The following is a 21454-nucleotide window of genomic DNA, read 5'->3' as shown; positions in this document are numbered from 1 at the left end:
ACCATGACATTGAAAGAGTTAGTGGTTGGTTTCGGCACCCAGGTGCGCAGCCTTTGGATGATTGGCCTACACGCCTTCGCCAAACGCGAAACCCAGATGTATCCGGAAGAACCGGTTTACCTGCCGCCGCGCTACCGTGGCCGCATCGTGCTGACGCGCGATCCGGACGGTGAAGAGCGCTGCGTGGCCTGTAACCTGTGTGCGGTTGCCTGCCCGGTTGGCTGTATCTCCCTGCAAAAAGCAGAGCAGAAAGATGGCCGCTGGTATCCGGAGTTTTTCCGCATCAACTTCTCACGCTGCATTTTCTGCGGTCTGTGCGAAGAGGCTTGCCCAACCACCGCGATCCAGCTGACGCCGGATTTCGAAATGGGTGAGTTCAAGCGCCAGGATCTGGTGTACGAAAAAGAAGATCTGTTGATCTCGGGGCCGGGTAAATATCCGGAATATAACTTCTACCGGATGGCCGGTATGGCGATTGACGGCAAAGCCAAAGGCGAAGCCGAAAACGAAGCCAAACCGATCGACGTCAAAGGTCTGTTGCCTTAAGGAGCCAGCAAGCATGGAAATTGCCTTTTATCTGGCAGGGTTCATTGCGATTATCGCGACCATTCGCGTCATCTCGCATACCAATCCTGTGCATGCGCTGCTGTATCTGATCGTCTCTTTACTGGCGATCTCGGCAGTCTTTTTCTCACTGGGTGCCTACTTTGCGGGTGCTCTGGAAATCATCGTCTACGCCGGTGCCATTATGGTGCTGTTCGTGTTCGTGGTCATGATGCTCAACCTCGGCAACGCGGTGCAGCAGCAAGAACGCGACTGGCTGAAGCCTGCCGTCTGGATTGGCCCTGGTCTGTTGTCACTGATCTTGCTGGTGGTGCTGATTGTGGCGATCCGCAGCGTGTCCGATCAGGGCATCACCGGTGAGATGGTGGACGCCAAAGCGGTCGGGATCAGCCTGTTTGGTCCTTACGTGCTGGCGGTTGAGCTGGCTTCAATGCTGCTGTTGGCGGGCCTGGTCGTTGCCTTCCACATTGGTCGTGAGCACAAACCGGGTGAGGTGTTCAGCAATACCCCGGCAAGCAGCGAAATGGCGAAAAGAAAATCGGAGGACCAAGCATGATCCCTCTTCAACATGGGCTGATCCTGGCGGCGATCCTGTTCGTCCTGGGGCTGACTGGCTTGATGTTACGCCGTAACCTGCTGTTTATGCTGATCAGTCTGGAAGTGATGATCAACGCTGCGGCGTTGGCGTTTATCGTGGCGGGTAGCTATTGGGGCCAGACCGACGGGCAGGTGATGTACATCCTGGCCATCAGCCTGGCGGCAGCCGAGGCCAGTATCGGCCTGGCGTTGCTGCTACAGCTCTACCGTCGTCGGCATACCCTGGATATTGACACTGTCAGTGAGATGCGCGGATGAACCTATTATATTTAACTATTCTGCTACCGCTGATCGGGTTCCTGCTGTTGGCATTTTCCCGTGGTCGCTGGTCTGAAAACACCGCGGCTACCGTTGGCGTAGGGTCGATTGGCCTGGCGGCACTGGTCACGGTGTATGTGGCGATTGATTTCCTGGGCCAAAAGGCCGCTGGCGTGCAGCTGTATGAGCAAAGCCTGTGGAACTGGATGAGCGTTGGCGACTTTAACGTCGGCGTTACCCTGGTGCTGGACGGCCTGTCGCTGACCATGTTGTCAGTGGTCACCGGCGTTGGCTTCCTGATCCACATGTATGCTTCCTGGTACATGCGTGGTGAAGAGGGCTACTCCCGCTTCTTCGCTTACACCAACCTGTTTATCGCCAGCATGGTGGTATTGGTACTGGCAGACAACCTGCTGCTGATGTACCTGGGTTGGGAAGGCGTGGGCCTGTGCAGCTACCTGTTGATCGGTTTCTACTACAAAGATCCGGCCAACGGCGCGGCGGCAATGAAAGCCTTCATCGTTACCCGCGTGGGCGACGTGTTCCTGGCCATTGCGCTGTTCATTCTGTACCACGAGCTGGGTACGCTGAACATTCGTGAACTGATGGTGCTGGCACCGCAGAAACTGGCGGTTGGCGATACGGCATTGACCTGGGCAACCCTGATGTTACTGGGTGGCGCAGTCGGTAAATCGGCTCAGCTGCCGTTGCAAACCTGGCTGGCAGATGCGATGGCGGGTCCAACCCCGGTATCTGCATTGATCCACGCGGCAACCATGGTTACTGCAGGTGTCTACCTGATTGCCCGTATGCATGGCCTGTTCCTGATGACGCCGGAAGTGCTGAATCTGGTCGGTATCATTGGTGGCGTTACGCTGCTGCTGGCGGGCTTTGCCGCGCTGGTGCAGACCGACATCAAACGCGTACTTGCCTATTCCACCATGAGCCAGATTGGCTACATGTTCCTGGCGCTGGGCGTGCAAGCATGGGATGCGGCCATCTTCCACCTGATGACTCACGCGTTCTTCAAGGCGCTGCTGTTCCTGTCCTCCGGTTCGGTGATCCTGGCCTGTCATCATGAGCAGAACATCTTCAAGATGGGTGGCCTGCGCAAGAGCATTCCGCTGGTGTATGTGTGCTTCCTGGTGGGGGCGCGGCGCTGTCTGCTCTGCCTATCGTCACCGCTGGCTTCTTCAGTAAGGATGAAATCCTGGCGGGCGCCATGGCGAACGGCCACTTCAACCTGATGATAGCCGGTCTGATTGGTGCATTCATGACCTCACTGTATACCTTCCGCATGATCTTCATCGTGTTCCACGGCGAAGAGAAAATCAAAGCGCATGCGGGCAAAGGTATTACTCACCACCTGCCACTGTTGGTTCTGATGGTGCTGTCCACCTTCGTCGGCGCGATGATTGTGCCGCCGTTGCAGGGTGTACTGCCGGAAACCACCGAACTGACACACGGTAGCGTTCTGACGTTGGAGATCGCCTCTGGCGTGGTCGCTATCGTCGGGATCCTGCTGGCAGCTGCGCTGTGGCTGGGCCAACGTCGCCTGGTCAACAGCATCGCGAACAGCGCTCCGGGTCGTTTCTTCTCGACCTGGTGGTTCCATGCCTGGGGCTTCGACTGGCTGTATGACAAAGTGTTCGTCAAGCCATACCTGGGTATCGCCAAGCTGCTGCAAAGCGATCCGCTGAACTCACTGATGAACCTGCCTGCGCTGTTCTCCCGCTGGGGGAACCGTGGCCTGACGGTGAGTGAGAACGGTCAGATCCGCTGGTATATCGCGTCTATGGGTGTGGGTGCAGTGCTGGTACTGGCTCTGTTGATTTTGGTTTAACTGAATAATTTAAACAGACGCATTTTGGGTTCGGCCCTTGTCGAACAAGGGCCCGATACAAGTTTTTTAGATTATTCATATAAGGGACACAAAACGCCATGCTATTACCTTGGCTAATTCTTATCCCCTTTATCGGCGGTCTGCTGTGCTGGCAGTGCGAGCGTTTCGGTACTAAGGCGCCGCGCTGGATAGCGTTGATCGCAATGGGGCTGACGTTGGCGCTTTCTCTGCAACTGTGGTTGCAGGGGGGCTATTCGTTGATAAAACCGCAGGGCGTGCCGCAGTGGCAGTCTGAGTTTATGTTGCCGTGGATCCCGCGCTTTGGCATCAGCATTCACCTGGCGCTGGACGGCCTGTCACTGCTGATGGTAGTGCTGACCGGTTTCCTGGGCGTGCTGGCGATCCTCTGTTCTTGGCGTGAAATCCAGAAGTATCAGGGCTTCTTCCACCTGAACCTGTTGTGGATCCTGGGCGGCGTGATCGGTGTGTTCCTCGCCATCGACCTGTTCCTGTTCTTCTTCTTCTGGGAAATGATGCTGGTGCCGATGTACTTCCTGATCGCCTTGTGGGGTCATAAAGCATCGGATGGTAAAACCCGTATCACCGCAGCAACCAAGTTCTTCATCTATACCCAGGCCAGCGGTCTGGTGATGCTGATTGCGATCATGGGCCTGGTATTCGTGCACTACAATGCGACCGGCGTGTGGACCTTCAACTACGAAGATCTGCTGAAAACCCCGATGTCGCACAACGTTGAATACCTGTTGATGCTGGGCTTCTTCATCGCGTTTGCGGTGAAAATGCCGGTGGTGCCATTACACGGTTGGTTGCCTGATGCGCATAGCCAGGCACCAACGGCGGGTTCTGTCGACCTGGCGGGGATCTTGCTGAAGACGGCGGCCTACGGCCTGCTGCGTTTCAGCCTGCCGCTGTTCCCGAACGCGTCCGCCGAGTTTGCCCCTATCGCCATGTGGCTGGGTGTGATTGGTATCTTCTACGGTGCCTGGATGGCGTTCGCACAGACCGATATCAAACGTCTGATTGCCTATACCTCCGTTTCCCATATGGGCTTCGTGCTGATTGCCATCTACACCGGTAGCCAGCTGGCTTACCAGGGTGCGGTGATCCAGATGATCGCCCACGGTTTGTCTGCCGCGGGTATGTTCATCATCTGTGGCCAGCTGTACGAACGTCTGCACACTCGCGATATGCGTCAGATGGGCGGCCTGTGGGGACGTATCAAGTACCTTCCTGCGCTGTCACTGTTCTTCGCGGTGGCTACCCTGGGGATGCCGGGTACCGGTAACTTCGTCGGTGAATTCATGATCCTGTTCGGCAGCTTCCAGGTTGTACCAGTGATCACCGTGATTTCTACCTTCGGTCTGGTGTTTGCTTCGGTTTACTCGTTGATCATGATGCAGCGTGCCTACTACGGCACCCCGAAATCTGATCAACCGTTGCCGGGCATGACCGCACGTGAACTGTTTATCATTCTGCTGTTGGTGGTACTGCTGGTGCTGCTGGGTGTCTATCCTCAGCCAATCCTCGATACCTCAAGTGCGGCGATGAGCAACGTGCAACACTGGTTTGGTCCGTCAGTTTCAGCAATTTCAACAACAAGGCCGTAATTCGCCATGACAATAACTCCTCAACAACTGATCGCACTGTTACCGCTGTTGATCGTCGGATTGACGGTGGTGGTTGTGATGCTGTGCATTGCGTGGCGACGCGACCACTTTATCAACGCCACCCTGACAGTGATCGGTCTTAACCTGGCGCTGCTTTCACTCTACTTTGTTGGCCAGGTAGGCCCAATGGACGTCACCCCGCTGGTGCGGGTTGACGGTTACTCGATGTTCTATACCGGGCTGGTGGTGTTGGCTAGTCTGGCAACCTGTACCTTCGCCTATCCATGGCTGGTGGGTTACCCGGATAACCGCGAAGAGTTCTACCTGCTGGTGCTGATTGCTACCATGGGTGGCATTCTGCTGGCGAGCGCCAACCACCTGGCTTCACTGTTCCTGGGTATTGAGCTGATCTCGCTGCCGCTGTTTGGTCTGATAGGGTATGCCTATCGCCAGAAGCGTTCGCTGGAAGCGGCCATCAAGTACATGGTGCTGTCTGCGGCGGCCTCCAGCTTCCTGCTGTTCGGCATGGCGCTGCTGTACGCCGAATCCGGTGACCTGTCACTGGCAGGCCTGGGCAAGAGCATGCAGGAGAACATGATGCATCAGCCGCTGATCCTGGCAGGCATGGGCATGATGATCGTCGGTCTGGGCTTCAAACTCTCCCTGGTACCTTTCCAGCTGTGGACGCCGGATGTGTATCAAGGGGCGCCAGCGCCGGTTTCAACCTTCCTGGCTACTGCCAGCAAGATTGCGATCTTCGCCGTCGTGATGCGTTTGTTCCTGTATGCACCGGCTGCCGACAACGAAGCGCTGCGGATGGTGTTGTCGATCATCGCCGTCTGCTCGATCCTGTTCGGTAACCTGATGGCGATCAGCCAGACCAACATCAAGCGACTGCTGGGTTACTCCTCGATCGCTCACCTGGGTTATCTGCTGGTGGCACTGGTTGCGGTGCAAACCCACCAGTTGTCGCTGGAAACCGCCGGGGTTTATCTGGCCGGTTATCTGTTCAGCAGCTTGGGTGCCTTCGGTGTGGTTAGCCTGATGTCCAGCCCGTACCGTGGCCCGGACGCCGACTCGCTGTTCTCCTATCGCGGCCTGTTCTGGCACAAGCCAATCCTGTCAGCGGTTATGACGGTGATGATGCTGTCCCTGGCCGGTATCCCGATGACGCTGGGCTTTATCGGTAAGTTCTTCGTGATTGCGATGGGCGTCAGTGCTCACCTGTGGTGGTTGACCGGTGCCGTGGTGCTGGGTAGTGCGATCGGTTTGTACTACTACCTGCGTGTGACCGTCAGCCTGTTCCTCAGTGCGCCGGAAACGCTGGTTCGTGATACGCCAAACAACTGGGCGTTGACCGCCGGTGGTGTGGTGGTGCTGATCTCTGCCGCGTTGGTGCTGTTGCTGGGTATCTACCCGCAGCCGCTGATCACGCTGGTGCAGATGGCACAGCCGATGTTCTGATTGAACTCGAGCTAGACAACAAGGGTCGCCAAATGGCGGCCCTTGTTTATTTGTGGGTTAGGGCGAGCAGTTGTTAAACGAGGTTTCCAGTTCTTGAACTACCGCGCGTATTCTTGCCGTGTGTTGCAGATCCGGATGTAACACCAGCCAGATATCTACCCAGTCCTGATTCTCCGGGAGGATACGCACCAGATCGGGATCGCTATCGGCCAGGAAGCAAGAGAGCAGGCCGATGCCCAACCCGTTGCGCGTTGCCGAACGCAGTAACAGCTGTGAGTTGCATTGCAGCACCACGTTTGGTTCATTCAACGCCTCTCCGCCGAAGTTGTCCCAATGGCGTGGCACCAGTTCGCGCGGGAACATCAGCAAATCGTGGCCACGTAGATGGTCGCCTTTACTCGGCGTTCCGTGTTGATCCAGATAGCCCTGCGTGGCATATAACCCCATCTCAATGGTTGCCAGACGTTTGATGACCAGTTCATCAGATTCAGGGCGAGCACCACGGATAGCCAGATCGGCTCCGAGATAGGAGATGTCGGAGATATTGAGTGCCGTCAGTAGCGTGATGGTGATATGCGGGTATTTCTCGCGCAGACGTTTCAGCGCCGGGATCACAAAGGCCTCGGCCAAGGTATCGGTGGTGGCAATGCGCACCTCACCCGCGAGGCTTTGATCGCCGCTGCTGGCTTTACGGGCGATAGCCTGAACCGAATTTTCCATCGCCAGCACTTCTGCCAGCATGGCTTCACCCAGCGGGCTGAGCGAGAAGGATTTTGGCGTGCGAATAAACAGCTTTGAACCCAACGCCTGTTCAAAAGCGGTGATCCGTCGCCCAACGGTAGCTTGATCGACGTGAAGTTCATGGGCGGCCTTGCGTAACGTACCGCAGCGTGCCACCGCCAGGAAGAAGCGTGCATCATCCCAATTCATCGTGCAGTGTCCTTGGTGGCTCCGATCTATTTTGACCGCCAGCGGCGGCAGAGATTGTTATTATCTGGGAAGCGGTAAGTAAATGCATCTGCGTGAGGTTGTGGAGCAAGCTTATTTGTAGCAGGCAATCCATTTTGCGCAAGAATGCTGGTATTCTTGGTTGGTGCCGCTAACACATTTCCGACGGTGAAAACCGCCGAGCAAGAGATTATTTGCAGCCCGGCTGGGCAGCATTCTGGGGAAATCATGGTTGCTTTATGGATGGTCGCTGCCAGCGTGTTCTTCGCGCTGATGGGGGCCTGCATCAAACTGGCTTCGGCCAAGGTCGGTTTCTTCGATATTATTTTTTACCGTTCATTGATCAACGTGGCCATCGTGGCGGTGCTGATAAAAATCAAAAATATCGGTTTTCGTACCCGTCATCTTGGCTTGCACATGAAGCGCGCCGCAATTGGCAATGCGGCCATGTATTGCGGCTTCTATGCGCTGATCCATCTGCCTATTGCCACCGCAACCACGCTGGGCTATACCAATCCGATTTTCCAATCGGTGATCACCTTCGTCACGGCCAGAGGCCAACTGACCGGCAGGTTGCTGTTCTCGGTGCTGCTGGGCTTTGTGGGCATCCTGATCTTGTTGCGTCCAGATGTACCGAACGGGGAATATACCGCCACCTTGATTGGCCTGCTGTCTGGATTGCTGACGGCGCTGGCCTATTTCAACGTCGGCAAACTGGTGCGTACCGGGGAGCCTGAACTGCGTGTAGTGTTTTACTTCTCGCTGGTCGGTACCTTGTTCGGCGTGGTGATGAGTTCGATTGTCGGATTCGCAGCGTTGGATGCGACCAGCCTGCTGTACGTCTGCGCTATCGGCGTATTCGGCAGCCTGGGGCAGATCACCATGACCCGCGCCTATGGCGGTGGCAATGCGGTCACCGTCGGCATTCTTTCCTACAGCACGATCATTTTCTCCACGCTGCTCGGCTACCTGATTTTTGCCCAGACCCTATCGTTTATCGCCGCGGCGGGCATGGTGTTGATCATCCTTTCCGGCGCATTGGCCATTTTGCGCCGCGCACCCGCGAAAAAGGTAGCAACGGCTTCGGTGTGATTTTGCCGCTTTGGCCACCTGCAACAATGCATCATAGTGCTGCATTGTTGGTGGTTTTGGCGGTCTGCTCTGAACGCTATGATGAGCGCCTGATATTTTGCGGGTGAGGTGATTTGCCTGCGTATTTAGGGAGAAAATCATGTCCGACGGTTTAGCCGTTGATAAAACCGCGCGAGCCAATACGACCTCCTCGCCTGGTGCCATTGTGCTGTTTCTGGCTCTGGCATTGATGTCGGCACTGCTCAACAGCAGTGCGCCAACGCCGCTTTATCCCTTGTACCAACAGCAGCTGGCACTGACCTCGGTCAGCCTGACTCTGATCTACGGGGCTTATGCCGCGGGCGTACTGATTTCCCTGTTCGCCGTGGGCAACCTGGCTGTCAAGGTGAAAGATTTACGCAGCATGATCGTCCCGGCGCTGCTGGTGGTGTTGCTGGGGGCCTTGCTTTTTGCCCTGGCCGATTCATTTTCCCTGATGCTGATGGCCCGCTTGCTGGCCGGGGTAGGCACGGGGGCGTTGACCGGTGCAGCAAATATTGCGTTGGTTCGTTTTGGCCCTGCGGACGGCGGCAAGCAGGCGGCGCTAATTGCTACTCTGTCCTTTACTGCCGGGTTGGCATTGGGGCCGATTTTTAGTGGTATAGCGTTGCAGACCGGTTTTCATACCACCTCGATGCCGTTTGTGATCATCATGGCGGTGGCAACGATTGCCGCTTTGGGGATTATGCTGAGCTGGCCTGCGCGTGTGATGGTCAAAGCTAGCGTCAGTTTGGCTGAGGGGAGTGGGGCAGGGGAAAATACCTTGGCCGCGGGCCTGCGCGCGACCGGGAGCCGGTTTTTCGTGTGTGCCGGCGCGCTGTTTGTCTGTTGGGCGCTGGCTGCCAGTATCCTGGCGATCGGCCCCAACGTGGCGGAAACGCTGTTGGGTATGCAAAACCGCAGCAGTTTCGGCTATGTGATTGCGGTCTACCTGCTGATTGCCGGGGCCAGCCAGATCCTGAGCCGTCAAATTAATGCGCGCCATTCGCTGATGTTTGGCTGCCTGGCACAGGCGTTGGCGGTGGTGGTATTTGCCGAAGCCATTCAGATCCATTCACTGGGGTTGGCCGCTGCGGGGATGGTCATTGCCGGTTATGCTTACGGAGCCATCTTTGTCGGCAGTGCGACGCTGGTTAACCTGATTTCACCCCAAGCCAGCCATGCACGCTTGATCTCACTGTTTTATGTGATTGCTTATGTTGCCAACTGGGTGCCCATTTTGCTTGGCAGCATCATCGACCATGCCAGTCTGCAACTGGCGGTCAACCTGCTATTCCTGATCAGCGCCATGGTGTGTGTTGGTTTGGGGATATGGGTTACGCGAGTGGGCTTCCCGCGCTGATCCTGGTTGTTTTTTTAACGTTGCTGGCCGGTGGTAGTTCGGTATCACCGTCTTAACTCAACAACGTGGCTACCGGTACTCAGTATTTCATGATGAAAAAACGCGCTATTTTTGTGATTAAAGTCTCATTATTGTGATTTCAATCTATCAAATTGCATTGTTAATGTGATTTTTATCACATGTGGCGGTCTGGTTTCGCGTAAACTAGGTGGATTATTTTTAGCGGATCAGGATTATGAACGTCATTTTTGCCATTGCGGTAACTACCGGTATTCTCTCCGGCGTATGGGGCTGGGTTGCCATCAGCCTTGGGCTAATCAGTTGGGCGGGCTTTCTTGGCTGCACGGCCTATTTTGCCTGCCCGCAAGGTGGCCTCAAAGGCCTGGCGATCAGCACACTGACCTGTTTGAGCGGCGTGTTCTGGGCGATGGTCATTATTCACGGCAGCGCGTTGGAACCCGCCTGGAGCATTCTGGGTTACCTGCTGACCGGCGTTGTCGCTTTCCTGATGTGCATTCAGGCCAAACAACAATGGCTTGGTTTTGTTCCCGGGACTTTTATCGGTGCCTGCGCCACCTTCGCCGGTGACGGCAACTGGCCATTGATCACGGCCTCACTGCTGGTTGGGCTATTGTTTGGCTACGCCATGAAAAACAGTGGCTTGTGGCTGGCCGCACGCCGTAAATCCCCCTCTGTAGCGCTGGCTGAACAAGCCTCCACCGACGCCTGAAAGGGCGTCAGTATCTTGCCTTGCCTCTTTTTTAATCAACATTCTGATGGCGTGTATCCAGGTCGTGTCCTACCATGGGACTACGACCAAGGGTTGTTGATGGTTAAGCAACGTTGAATTTGTTAATAACGGAGAGCTTAAAGATGGCGATAAATCGAAACGAGAACCAAACGACGCTGGATGACGATCTGAGAATGCTGAGTGACACGCTGCAAGAAGTGTTGGATTACTCTGGCGATCGAGCCGATCAGGCTTATACGGATATCAAAGCCCATGCCGAGCGGGCGCTAAAAGACATCAAGTCGCGTCTGGCAAATAGCTCAGAATGTTATTACGTGCGGGCGAAAGAGGTGGCATGTCGCGCCGATGACTATGTCCGTGACAAGCCTTGGCACAGCGTAGGCATTGGTGCCACGGTAGGTTTGGTGCTTGGGCTATTGCTGGCCCGTAAGTAACACCAATGAGCGTGATAGCTGCCGAATAGTGTCACAGGAAGGAGTCATGCAGATCGCCGACACGCCGTAAACCCGTCCCTGGGGGCTCGCAATCGCGCATCCATGCGCTCAACGGTCGGCTAACCTGCAATGACTCCCTCCTGTCTCAAGCTTCGGGTGTAGCGGTATTAAACACAGCTATTTAGCTACTGCGTCCCTTATTGCTTTCCCAGAATTACCTCCACCTGGTAGGTTTTAGCCTCATCAGCCAAGGTAATCACCGCTTCCTGCTGCAACACACCATCAATGAACACCTGAGTTTCTCCTTCCCCCTGGCGTAGGGTGAAGTGATATTCGCTCTCCCCTTCACGGTAGGTTAGGGTGACCGGTGGCCAATCTGCCGGTAAGCGGGTGTGGATGGAAAGCGTATTGCCGTGGCGTTTTAGCCCCAGCAACGACTCGACGATTAACCGATACATCCAGCCCGCCGAGCCGGTATACCAGCTCCATCCTCCGCGCCCAACGTGTGGGGCTACCGCGTAAATATCTGCCGTGGCGACATAAGGTTCGACCTTGTAGCGCTCCGCCGCGGTGCTGTCCAGGCTGTGGTTGATGGGGTTAATCAGCGCCATCAGTTCCCAGGCACGCTCGATATTGCCCATCTCGGCGAACGCCATCACCGCCCATACCGCCCCGTGAGTGTATTGACCGCCGTTTTCCCGCACGCCGGGCAGGTAACCCCGGATGTAGCCAGGATTCGGGCCGTTGCCGTCAAAGGGTGGGGTCAGCAGTTTGATGATGCCGGCCTGGTCGTCTACCAGGTGCTTATCCAGAGATTGCATTGCCTGTGCGCTGCGATCTTTGTCACCCGCGCCGGAAAGGATCGACCAACTCTGGGCTATGGCATCAATGCGGCATTCTGCCGCTTGGTGTGAACCCAGCGGTTCTCCGCTATCGAAGTAACCACGGCGATACCATTCGCCATCCCAGGCGTTGTTGTGCAGGTTGGCGCGCAGTTTTTCTGCTTCCTCGCGGCACAGTTCTGCCAGCTCCAGATCGCCGCGGTGGGTGGCCAGTTTGCCGTAACGTTGCAGAATATAGAACAGGAAGAAGCCCAGCCAAACGCTCTCACCCCGGCCTTCCAACCCTACCATGTTCATGCCGTCGTTCCAGTCACCGGCACCCATTAGCGGCAAGCCATGCTCGCCAAAGGTCAGGCCATGCTTCAGCGCTCTGGCCCCGTGCAGATACAGGCTTTCCTGTTCCGGGCTGATACCAGGCTGTTCATAGGAAGACTCCTCACCCGGTGCCAGTATACGGGCCTCCAGATAACCCACCTGTTCTTCGAGAATCGATGAATCATCGGTCGCGTCGAGGTAGTGGCATATCGCCAATGGCAACCACAGGTAATCATCGGAGCAGCGGGTACGCACCCCGTTGCCCTGCGGTGGATGCCACCAGTGCTGAACGTCGCCCTCAACAAACTGGCGCGAAGCACACAGCAGGATCTGCTCACGCATCCGCTCAGGCAAGGCATGCGTCAGGGCCAAGGTATCCTGGAGCTGATCGCGGAAGCCAAATGCGCCGCCGGACTGGTAATAACCGCTGCGTGCGTGAATGCGGCACGAGAGGGTTTGATACAGCAACCAGCCGTTGGCCAGCAGGTTAACCGCTGGATGAGGCGTCCCGATCTGCACCTTGTTGAGGATCTTGTCCCAATGAGCATCGACCTGCTGCAATTCGTGTTGCAATGCCTCCTCGTTGAGATACTGGCGCAGCAGGGATTCGGCTTCGTCGGCATCTTGTCCCAGACCAAGCGCAAACACAAAGCTGCGCTGATCGCCATCGATCATGCTGATGGCCGATTGCACCGCGCCGCAGGGATCCAACCCGGCACCGGTCTTGCCGGATAACCGCCGCAGCTTAAGTACGGCTGGAGCGGCCAACGAACCGTTTCGGCCAATGAACTCCCGCCGATCGCCGGTGACCGAGCAATGGACACCAGTGACGCCGAAGAACGCGGTACGTGGCGATCCGCTGCTGGTGTAATGGTTGGTGGCGAAGATGCCACAGCCGCCAGGCGGTGTGGCTACGCGGGTGACCACGTGCATCGCCGATTTCTGGCGTAAATCACCGAGGATCAGTTCGGCATAGCCGGTAGTCGAAAGCTTACGCGTGCGGCCAGAAGTGTTGGTGAGCGTCAGCAGGAACAGTTTCACCGGGGCGTCTTTGGCAACCAGCATCGTCAACTGGCTGTCGATGCCGCCTTCCCGGTGTTCAAACACGCTGTAACCAAAGCCGTGGCGCGTCAGGTAATGACCGCGCCCACGGGCGGGCAGCGGCGTTGGTGACCAGACGTGACCACTCTCTTCATCGCGCAGATAGAAAGCCTCGCCGCTGCGATCGCTGACCGGATCGTTATCCCAAGGCGTCAAGCGGTATTCATGTGCATTCTCATACCAGGTGTAGGCTTGGCCGCTTTCAGAGATCACCGAACCGAACATCGGGTTGGCGATAACGTTTGACCACGGGGCCGGCGTCACCTTGCTTTCGTTCATGGCGATCACATATTCGCTGCCATCCTCCGAGAATCCGCCAAACCCGTTGTAGAACTGGAGCTTGTCGATGATTGGCAACTGTGGCGAATGCAGATTACGCGGCAAATTGGCCATGGTAGCCAGTTTGGAGGAGGCGGTGGGCGGCCCCAATGGCTGTTGTAGCGTTTGTGGCAACTGCAACCGTTGGTTGAGCTGTTCCGTCAGGCCACCACGGCGGTCATCCAGATAGATCCGCGCCACGCTCAGTAGCAATGTGTGATCCTCCGGTGACATATGTTCACTGGAGCGAACGAAAATCCCTCCAGGTTTGTCCGTCAGGGAAGACTCCATCCCGGCGGCGATCAGCCCCATGATCCGATTTTGCAGATCTTGCCGGTAACCGCCGGAATCCTCATTGAGGATCACCAGGTCGACCAGCAATCCTTTGAGGCGCCAGTAGTTGTGTGCCTGAATGAGCTGTTGCACCAGCCCGATATTCTCACTGTCGGTGACGGACAGCAGCACGATTGGCAGATCGCCGGAAATCGAATAGCCCCACAGGCCAGACTGCCCGCGGCGGTTATTGATGATTTCATTGCTGGCGGCACGCATCTCCTGCACCGGGAACACCACCGCGCTGGCAAGGCGGTTAAACAGATTGGCGTCTTCTTCGTTAGCGTTCAACTGGCGCAATACCACCTGGCTGTGCGACCAGGCGAGTTCGAAAATACGATCGGCCATATGGCGGTCGCGGTACTTCTCCAACATCGCCAGGCTGGTGGCGCGGTCTTCACACACGCCGTAGAAGATATCCAGCGTCAGCGGCACGTTGGGTTCCAGCCGGATCCGCTGACGGATGGCGATGATCGGATCGATCACCGGTCCGGCGCTATTGGTCAGGGGTTCATTCTGATATAGCGCCTGCGGGTTGGCTGCCGTGCGGCCACGGCCGATAAACTTGGCCCGGTCGGTTTCAAAGGACGTTTTGCTGCTGGCACCCTGGACCGACATCATATGCAGCAACCACGGCGATTTTTCTTTCGGCTCACGCGGACGGCGATGGCACAGAATGGCATCCTGTTCCTGCAACAGCTCGGTTTGTACAAACAGATTGCTGAACGCAGGGTGGGCCAAATCGTTGCTGGCTGGGGCCAGCACCACTTCGGCATAGCTGGTGATCTCAATGGTCCGCGACTGTTTTCCCCGATTCACCAAAGTTAAGCGCCGTAGTTCGATGTCGTCCTCAGGGGAGATCACCACCTGGGTTTTCACCGACAGCAGCCCCTGTTTGCGTTGGAATTCCGCCCCGGCATCGTTGAAGACCGCGCGATAGCCGCCTTTCTCGGTTTCGCCGGTGGGGTGCCAGGTATTGCTCCACACCTCACCGGTTTGCGGATCGCGCAGGTAGCAGAATGCGCCCCAGTTATCACAGGTGGCATCCTCACGCCAGCGGGTCAACGCCAGATTCTGCCAGCGGCTGTAGCTGCCGCCGGTTTGGGTGATCATCAGGTGGTAGTTGGCATTCGACAGCAACTGGACTTCCGGGATCGGTGTATCCACACGGGTGAACTCACGTGCAGCGAAGCTGGCCGGTTTAATCGCGCCTTCATGGGTTTCGAAGTGGCGGCGGGTGCTGTACAGCTCAACCGCATCAGGCACCCGTTCCTGCAACAGCAAACGGGTCGACTGGAAGGCGGGGTAACGGGCGAAGCGTTTCACCATCGGCGCATCCAACAGCAGGTGTGACAACGCCAGGAAACTCATGCCTTGGTGGTGGGCCATATAGGAACGAACAATCACATACAACTGCCCCCGGCTGAGGCGTGAAGTGGTGTAGTCCAGCGCTTCATAGAAGCCATAACGGCCCTTGGCACCGTTTTTTTCCAGTTCCACCAGGTTGCTACAGGCACTGTCCGGGTCGACAATCAGCGCCATCATGGTAGCGTACGGGGCGATCACCATGTCGTCACTCAACCCACGCCGCAGCCCTAACCCCGGCACGCCAAAGGCGTGATACTGGTAGTTTTGCAAAGCGTCAAAGCCGAAGTAACCGGACTCGGAAATCCCCCACGGTACACCGCGCTCCTTGCCCCAGGCAATTTGCCGCTCGACTGCAGAGCGGCACATTTGCACCAGCAACGTATCGGGATAGGCAGGCATCACCAGTTGCGGCATCAGGTATTCAAACATTGAGCCGCTCCAGGACATCAGCGCTGGCTCCTTGTCGATCACCGTAAACAGCCGGCCTAACGCAAACCAGCTACGCTGCGGAATTTGGTTGGTGGCAATCGCCACATAGTTGGTCAGGCGGATTTCCGAGGCCAGCAGATCGTATTTACCACTGTCGGCACGGTTTTGATCGCAGTTGAAACCGACGGTCAGCAAATGGGTGGCTTCGTCATACAGGAAGCTGAAGTCCATTTGCGCCATTGCGGTCAGGCGCCGTGCCAATTGCGCCAACTGTTCGAGGCGCTCCGCTGCCAACTGCTGCACGGCATCCAACTGCGTTTGCTGTTCAGTCGACAGCGTCAGCCGTTCAGGTGGGTTGGCCAGCCAATGCAAGCTAGGGATTTGTTCCAGCTCTGGCATGCTGTCGCTCAGCCAGCTAAACCATAATGCCCATTCGGCGCACAGCTCGTTGAGCTGCTGGTGTAGGTTGCCGGCCCAGCGTTTGACCTCGTCACCCTGTTGCAGAGCGGGTTCCTGCAACCCATTACAGTGGTTACGCATTTCATTGAGTTCAGCCTGTAGTGCCGCCGGATGGACGTTCTGCGCCTGTTCCCAGTGTTTGCGCAGTTTGGTTAATCCTTTCGGTGCGGCGTTACCCCAGTGCTGCTCCAGTATCAGCAACGTATCTTCCACTCCGGCCAGAATGCGGACTGGCTCGATAACTGGCTGCATAGCCAACGCTGGCAGGCCTGAGCTCAGGGTCAACAGGTGGCCTGCGAAATTACCGCTGTCCACGCTGGAAACATAACGTGGATTCAGAGGCTCCAGGGTACGCGTGTCGTACCAGTTGTACAGGTGACCGCGATAATGCTCCATGCGATCGAGCGTATTCAACGTCAGGGTAATACGCTGCAAGGCTGCACTGAGGGTGATATAGCCGAAGTCATAGGCGGTAAGATCGGCCAAAAGCGCCAACCCGATATTGGTGGGTGACGTGCGGTGCGCCACTACCGGCTCTGGAATTTCCTGGTAGTTATCCGGCGGCAGCCAGTTTTCCTGCTGGTTGACAAAGGTGGCGAAAAACTCCCAGGTTTCGCGGCTGCTCTGACGCAGGAAACGGCGCTGGCGATCGTCGATGGCCGTTTTGCTGCGCTGTGGCTCAAGGCTGAGCGAATAAAGCAGGTACGGCGACAGGATCCACAAGGCGGCTAATGGGATGGCGGCTAACAGCGCAGCCGGGCTGGAAAAAGCGGCCAATAGCAACAGTGAAACGCCAGCAAACGGGTTGATCCACAGGTTGCGATAAAAATTCGCCAGCGTGACGGTCAGGTGGTGTTTGGATTGGTCGAAGCTGGTCCACTCTTGCAGATGACGTTTGCTGATCAGCAAACGCCACAGGGTGATGCCAATGGCCTTCAGGCTATACCAGGCTTCATGAGGTAGCTCAGCCAGACGCAGGCCAATCTGACACAGCCGATGCTGTGATCCCTTCAGTGCCAGCTGCAAGTGCTGAATAACGGGCCGACGCGGGGGCTTGCGTACCACATCTTGCAACAAAGCCAGCAGCGTGGGCAGCAGCAGAATAATGGCGAATACGGCCAACCAGTATGGGGTATCCGGTAGCCAGGTTAAGCCAAAGAACAGCAGCAGCAGGAAGCAGGGGGCTACCAGGCTGCGGCGTAGGTTATCGAACAGTTTCCAGCGCGACAGAGGGCTTAATGGGTTAGCGGCCCGCGAACCGTCTTCAGTGGTGACCCGGGGCAACAGCCAGTTCAATAGCTGCCAATCGCCGCGGATCCAGCGGGTGCGGCGGGCAACATCGACCAGATAGTTGCTTGGATACTGTTCATAGAGTAAGACGTCGCTCAATAAACCGGAACGGGCATAGCAACCTTCCAGCAGATCGTGGCTTAACACCAGATTTTCCGGGCAGGTGCCCTTCAGGCTGTGGGAGAAGACGTCAACATCATAAATCCCTTTGCCGATAAATGAGCCTTCGCCGAACAGATCCTGATAGATATCTGAAGCCATCTGGGTATAAGGATCGTTGCCGGGCGTACTGCTGCAAAGGGCAGCATAACGGCTCTGGCCATAAGCGGGGATCTCTTCGGCCATGCGGGGTTGCAGGATGGCATAACCCTCCACCACTCGCTGCAGTTTGGCATCATACTGAGGTTGATTCAGAGGATGGGCCATGGCGGCGATCAGCCGGTGTGCTGTTTCACGTGGTAGCACGGTATCGCTGTCCAGGGTGATCACGTATTTGACGTTTTTCAGCACCTCCAGCCCTTGGCCAACCTGAGTGGTAAACGCATTGCCACGGTTACGCAGCCAATCGTTCAGCGCGTTCAACTTGCCACGTTTACGCTCCAACCCCATCCAGCTCTGCTGTTTTTCATTCCATTGGCGATCGCGATGGAATAGGAAAAAGTGGCTTGGCCCTTCGCAGGCATACTGCGCATTGAGCTCGTTCATCTTCTGGCTGGCATAGGCCAGCAGTTCGGCATCGTCGGGCTGCTGTTGCCGAGGCGAGTCATTAAAGTCGGTGAGCAGGGCAAAATGCAGGTGCTTGATGGCATTGCCCAGATAACAAACTTCCAGTGTGTTGATCAACTGGTCAATGCCGGGTTTGCTGCTTATCAGCGTGGGAATGGCAACCAGCGTGCGGAACTCGGCCGGGATACCACAGGAAAAATCCAACCTTGGCAGCGGCTGCGGAGAACGGCTGCGGGTGGTGATCTCACTGAGCAGACTAATGACGAACTGAGCGAGCACCATCCCCAAGGGGAACAGCAAGATCAACAGTCCCCAGGTGAGCCCGGTTTGGTGGGCATGGCGTAACAGCAAGGCCCAGCAGGCCATCGTGAGTAGGCTGATGCTGCCGAGCCAGGAAAGCAGTGGAGATTGGCTGAGTGCCTGACGGATACGCGTAATACGGCTAAGCCGAACGTCGAGCTGTTGCTCTAACTGCGTGCGACCATGGTCAATCAGGTAATAGCCGATGTGATGAGTGCGTGGATCGTTGCGGGGATCTTCGGCGGCGACCCGTGCCATATTTAGAGCGTGTTGTGCTACCTCAACCTCATTGTAAGAACAGTGGCGAGCCAGTCTCTCGATCACATGACGATAGTTGTCACGGGTATCGAAATGCATTAGTGGATAAACCCCGGTAGGATCTTCGCGCAGCGTCTGATCGACCTTGCTCATGGTCTCAACAAATTCCGCCCAATCCATTTCACTCAGTTGCCGCAGGCCAGCGATACTGTTGCTGACGGAAAGTTGGCTCACAGCCAGTTGTTGGTTGAAACGATGGATAAGCTCATCGGAGCTCAGGCTGACTTCGGCCAGGCGTTGCTCAACCCAGGTCAGCGGTAGCGCCAGCATGGTGCCGTGCCCTTGCAGGCGTCGCACCAGTTCCGCCACAAAGGCGCTGGTGCGGGGCGGGTTGGAGCGGGCCATATCGGCAATCACAATGATCAGGTTGGCCGGATCGTTTTCCGCCGACTCCAGCATTTTGGTCACCCAACTATCGGCCAGGCTGCGTTCTTCCTGTGCCTGTGCCACTTCTACCGCCACGCGGCGCAAGTTCTCAATGAGCGCCAGCCTCAGCATGCCCGGCAGCGCCCAAAGCTCGCCCAGGGTCAGATTGGCCTCTTTTTGGTAGGCGGCAATATAGCGCGTCAGGCTCTCGGCATCCCATCGCCCGTCGCCGTGAGCAATGGCTTCGGTGGCGATATCGAAAATTCGTGGGCAATTGTGCGGGGCGGTTAACTGTGGCAGCCCACGGCCGAAGGTTTTCGGCAGATGGTGCCGAACGACGCGGATCTGCTCCTCGATAAGATAAAAGTTATCCAGCAGCCAGTCGCCCGCCGGGGTCATGGTGTTTTTCTTGTCGTTACTCAACCTGCGGCAACTGTCCGTCAATACCTGCTCGTTGTTATCGAGACGCTTGAGCAAATAATAGGGTGTTTTATGGGTTGCCAGCTTATGGGAGCGTGCCAGGCGCTGGCCAAAGCGTTCCATTTGGTCGACCGAAAACAGCTCTGCCTTGATGTTGCTGGCAGGAGGGGTTTCGGCAGCAGCCCGGTTATGCCGTAAGGGTAACCGGGCCACTTTGGGGTGATGGCGCTGCTTCTTTAACCAATTGATAAGTATTTCTTTCACGCAAAAAGCTCCTTACATCTGACCCAAAGGACAGCGGGTTAATACCGTTGGGAGGCTGTGAACATCTTGATTTAACTATCGATTTGATATGACAAGATTTCACTGCGGCAGGAACATGACTTCTAAGTATAGTTCCGCCGCGCGCGTGTGGCTGTTTTTTAATCTTAAACTTCAGTTTTAATAAATAATTAGCGACGGAAGATATGGGTTAATTGACGCTATTTTTCCGCCCGTAAGGGTTGATTTACCGTATAATTCCCCACATAGCGTTTGGTTAATGAGGTGGCAGTGGAACAACTTTCGGGATTGCTGCGGCGGCTACGTCAGCAGCTTGGGCACGATTTTCCCCGTGAAGCCGGATTTCGGCAGCTAACGCTGGTGGTTCCCGGCCATCTGAGCGATTTACTGCTGGAGTGGCTGGCGGCGCAGGTGCTGTTCCCTCAATTCTACTGGCGTCATCGCGACGGGCGGCAGGAGGCGGCGGTGTGCGGCGCTTTGCGGCAGTTTTCACACCCTTCAATGGCGCAGGCATTCGTGAATGCCTATCCAGCAGCCCGTTTATGGGGGCTGACTGCCTTTGACGGTGACGCCCAGCTGTTTTTGCCGCGCCTGGAAATTCTCAATCGCCAAGGTAAGTGTGAACTGACGCTAAACCTGTTTTCTGAAGAGGCATTGAGTGATGACGCCCAAGCGGCGCTTGCCTGGCTTGAAAATCTGCTGGTGATCAAACCGATCGAGAATTTACAGGTGAAAGTGCTGTCGGTGCAGCATCAGCCGGAACGTTCCGGGTGGGAAATCATGCTACGCGATGCGCTGAAGGCGATAAATCGGCAGCAGATGGATAAGGTGGTCTTGGCGCGCAGCTCGGTGTTGACGCTGGAGAGTCCATTGTTTGCCCCTGCGATGATGGCCGCCAGCCGCAGGGTGAATCACCAATGCTACCACTTTATGCTGCGCTTTGATGCACATTCCGCATTTCTTGGCTCCAGCCCGGAAAGATTGTACCTGCGGGAGGGAAAACATTTGCTGACCGAAGCGTTAGCGGGGACGGTTGCCAACCATCCTGATGAGCCGCAAGCCCAGGCACTCGCCCAGTGGTTGCTGCAAGACAGCAAGAACCAACAGGAAAACCTGCTGGTGGTCGATGATATCTGCCAGCGTTTGCAAGGCGGTGCCAGATCGGTCGATGTGTTGCCACCAGAAGTGGTGCGGTTGCGCAAGGTACAGCATCTGCGGCGGCGTATTGAAGGGCAACTGAACCAGGGTGATGATGCCGATTGCCTGCAACGGCTGCAACCGACGGCTGCGGTGGCTGGGCTGCCGCGCCAGGCCTCGCGTGAGTTTATCCGCCAGCATGAGCCTTTTTCTCGCGGTTGGTATGCCGGCTCTGCGGGTTATCTTTCTGCGGCACGGGCTGAGTTCTGCGTTGCGCTACGTTCCTGCCAGATCGAGGATGCTCGGGTTGAGCTGTATGCCGGGGCGGGGATTGTGGCCGGTTCCGATCCGGCACAGGAGTGGCAAGAGATCGAAAACAAGGCGGCGGGCTTACGCACTCTGTTGCAGTCAGAACATTCTGGGTAGGTGCATTGAGCAGGCCGATCTTCGTGTGTAAACTTGTTGTGTTTTATATGTTTCTTTTTTGTTC

General features: G+C 56.4%; 12 protein-coding genes and 1 pseudogene. 11 read left to right on the top strand and 2 right to left on the bottom strand.

All coding sequences use genetic code 11. The features are described 5' to 3' along the window. Window positions 1-3 precede the first annotated feature (3 nt). The 6 genes and pseudogenes from nuoI to nuoN all read left to right on the top strand — a co-directional run bounded on the left by nuoI (window position 4) and on the right by nuoN (window position 6354). Window positions 4-546: an NADH-quinone oxidoreductase subunit NuoI gene (nuoI, locus tag D9980_RS11675; protein WP_021178518.1), complete on the top strand. Its 543-nt coding sequence runs from the start codon at window positions 4-6 to the stop codon at window positions 544-546. A 13-nt stretch (window positions 547-559) separates the two neighbouring features. Continuing rightward, window positions 560-1120 carry an NADH-quinone oxidoreductase subunit J gene (gene nuoJ / locus D9980_RS11670; protein WP_021805989.1) on the top strand — a complete coding sequence of 187 codons (561 nt, stop codon included), beginning with the start codon at window positions 560-562 and terminating at the stop codon, window positions 1118-1120. Continuing rightward, a complete protein-coding gene (nuoK, locus tag D9980_RS11665; protein ID WP_021178516.1) occupies window positions 1117-1419 on the top strand; it encodes an NADH-quinone oxidoreductase subunit NuoK in 303 nt (100 codons plus the stop codon). Before nuoJ ends, nuoK begins: the two co-directional genes overlap by 4 nt. Next, window positions 1416-3262: pseudogene (gene nuoL / locus D9980_RS11660) on the top strand (NADH-quinone oxidoreductase subunit L). The gene nuoK and the pseudogene nuoL overlap by 4 nt, the downstream one beginning before the upstream one ends. 98 nt (window positions 3263-3360) lie before the next feature. Beyond that, complete coding sequence (gene nuoM, locus D9980_RS11655) at window positions 3361-4890, top strand: NADH-quinone oxidoreductase subunit M (RefSeq protein WP_024485132.1); 1530 nt, start codon at window positions 3361-3363, stop codon at window positions 4888-4890. A 6-nt stretch (window positions 4891-4896) separates the two neighbouring features. Then, window positions 4897-6354, top strand: a complete 1458-nt coding sequence (nuoN, locus tag D9980_RS11650) for an NADH-quinone oxidoreductase subunit NuoN (RefSeq protein ID WP_021805986.1) — start codon at window positions 4897-4899, stop codon at window positions 6352-6354. 57 nt (window positions 6355-6411) lie between these two features. On the opposite strand, the gene D9980_RS11645 is transcribed toward nuoN, so the two are convergent. Beyond that, window positions 6412-7284, bottom strand: coding sequence for a LysR family transcriptional regulator (locus D9980_RS11645; RefSeq protein ID WP_121607382.1), 873 nt, complete (start codon window positions 7282-7284; stop codon window positions 6412-6414). Between the two features lie 246 nt (window positions 7285-7530). On the opposite strand from D9980_RS11645, the gene D9980_RS11640 reads away from it, so the two are divergent. The 4 genes from D9980_RS11640 (at window position 7531) to elaB (ending at window position 10960) form a co-directional block, all read left to right on the top strand. Then, entirely contained in the window at window positions 7531-8394 is an 864-nt protein-coding gene (locus tag D9980_RS11640) for a DMT family transporter (RefSeq protein ID WP_046808525.1), read from the top strand. Between the two features lie 139 nt (window positions 8395-8533). After that, window positions 8534-9775 carry an MFS transporter gene (locus D9980_RS11635; protein ID WP_121607381.1) on the top strand — a complete coding sequence of 414 codons (1242 nt, stop codon included), beginning with the start codon at window positions 8534-8536 and terminating at the stop codon, window positions 9773-9775. 235 nt (window positions 9776-10010) lie between these two features. Next, the gene (locus tag D9980_RS11630) at window positions 10011-10505 is read left to right on the top strand and encodes a DUF1097 domain-containing protein (RefSeq protein WP_024485129.1); all 495 of its coding nucleotides are present in this window, start codon (window positions 10011-10013) and stop codon (window positions 10503-10505) included. Window positions 10506-10648: 143 nt separating this feature from the next. Then, window positions 10649-10960, top strand: coding sequence for a stress response protein ElaB (gene elaB / locus D9980_RS11625; RefSeq protein ID WP_024485128.1), 312 nt, complete (start codon window positions 10649-10651; stop codon window positions 10958-10960). A gap of 197 nt (window positions 10961-11157) precedes the next feature. Here the strand turns inward: elaB and D9980_RS11620 are convergent, their stop codons facing one another. Then, on the bottom strand, window positions 11158-19809 hold the full coding sequence (locus D9980_RS11620) for a glycoside hydrolase family 94 protein (protein WP_121607380.1): 8652 nt from the start codon (window positions 19807-19809) through the stop codon (window positions 11158-11160). A gap of 288 nt (window positions 19810-20097) precedes the next feature. Between D9980_RS11620 and menF the strand changes: the two genes are divergently transcribed. Further along, entirely contained in the window at window positions 20098-21390 is a 1293-nt protein-coding gene (gene menF / locus D9980_RS11615) for an isochorismate synthase MenF (protein WP_121607379.1), read from the top strand. The last annotated feature ends 64 nt before the right edge of the window (window positions 21391-21454 follow it).

This window comes from Serratia sp. 3ACOL1 (assembly GCF_003668775.1).
GTDB lineage: Bacteria > Pseudomonadota > Gammaproteobacteria > Enterobacterales > Enterobacteriaceae > Chania > Chania fonticola.
Note: the sequence above shows the minus strand (reverse complement) of the source record. Positions and strands in the feature narration are given on the sequence as shown.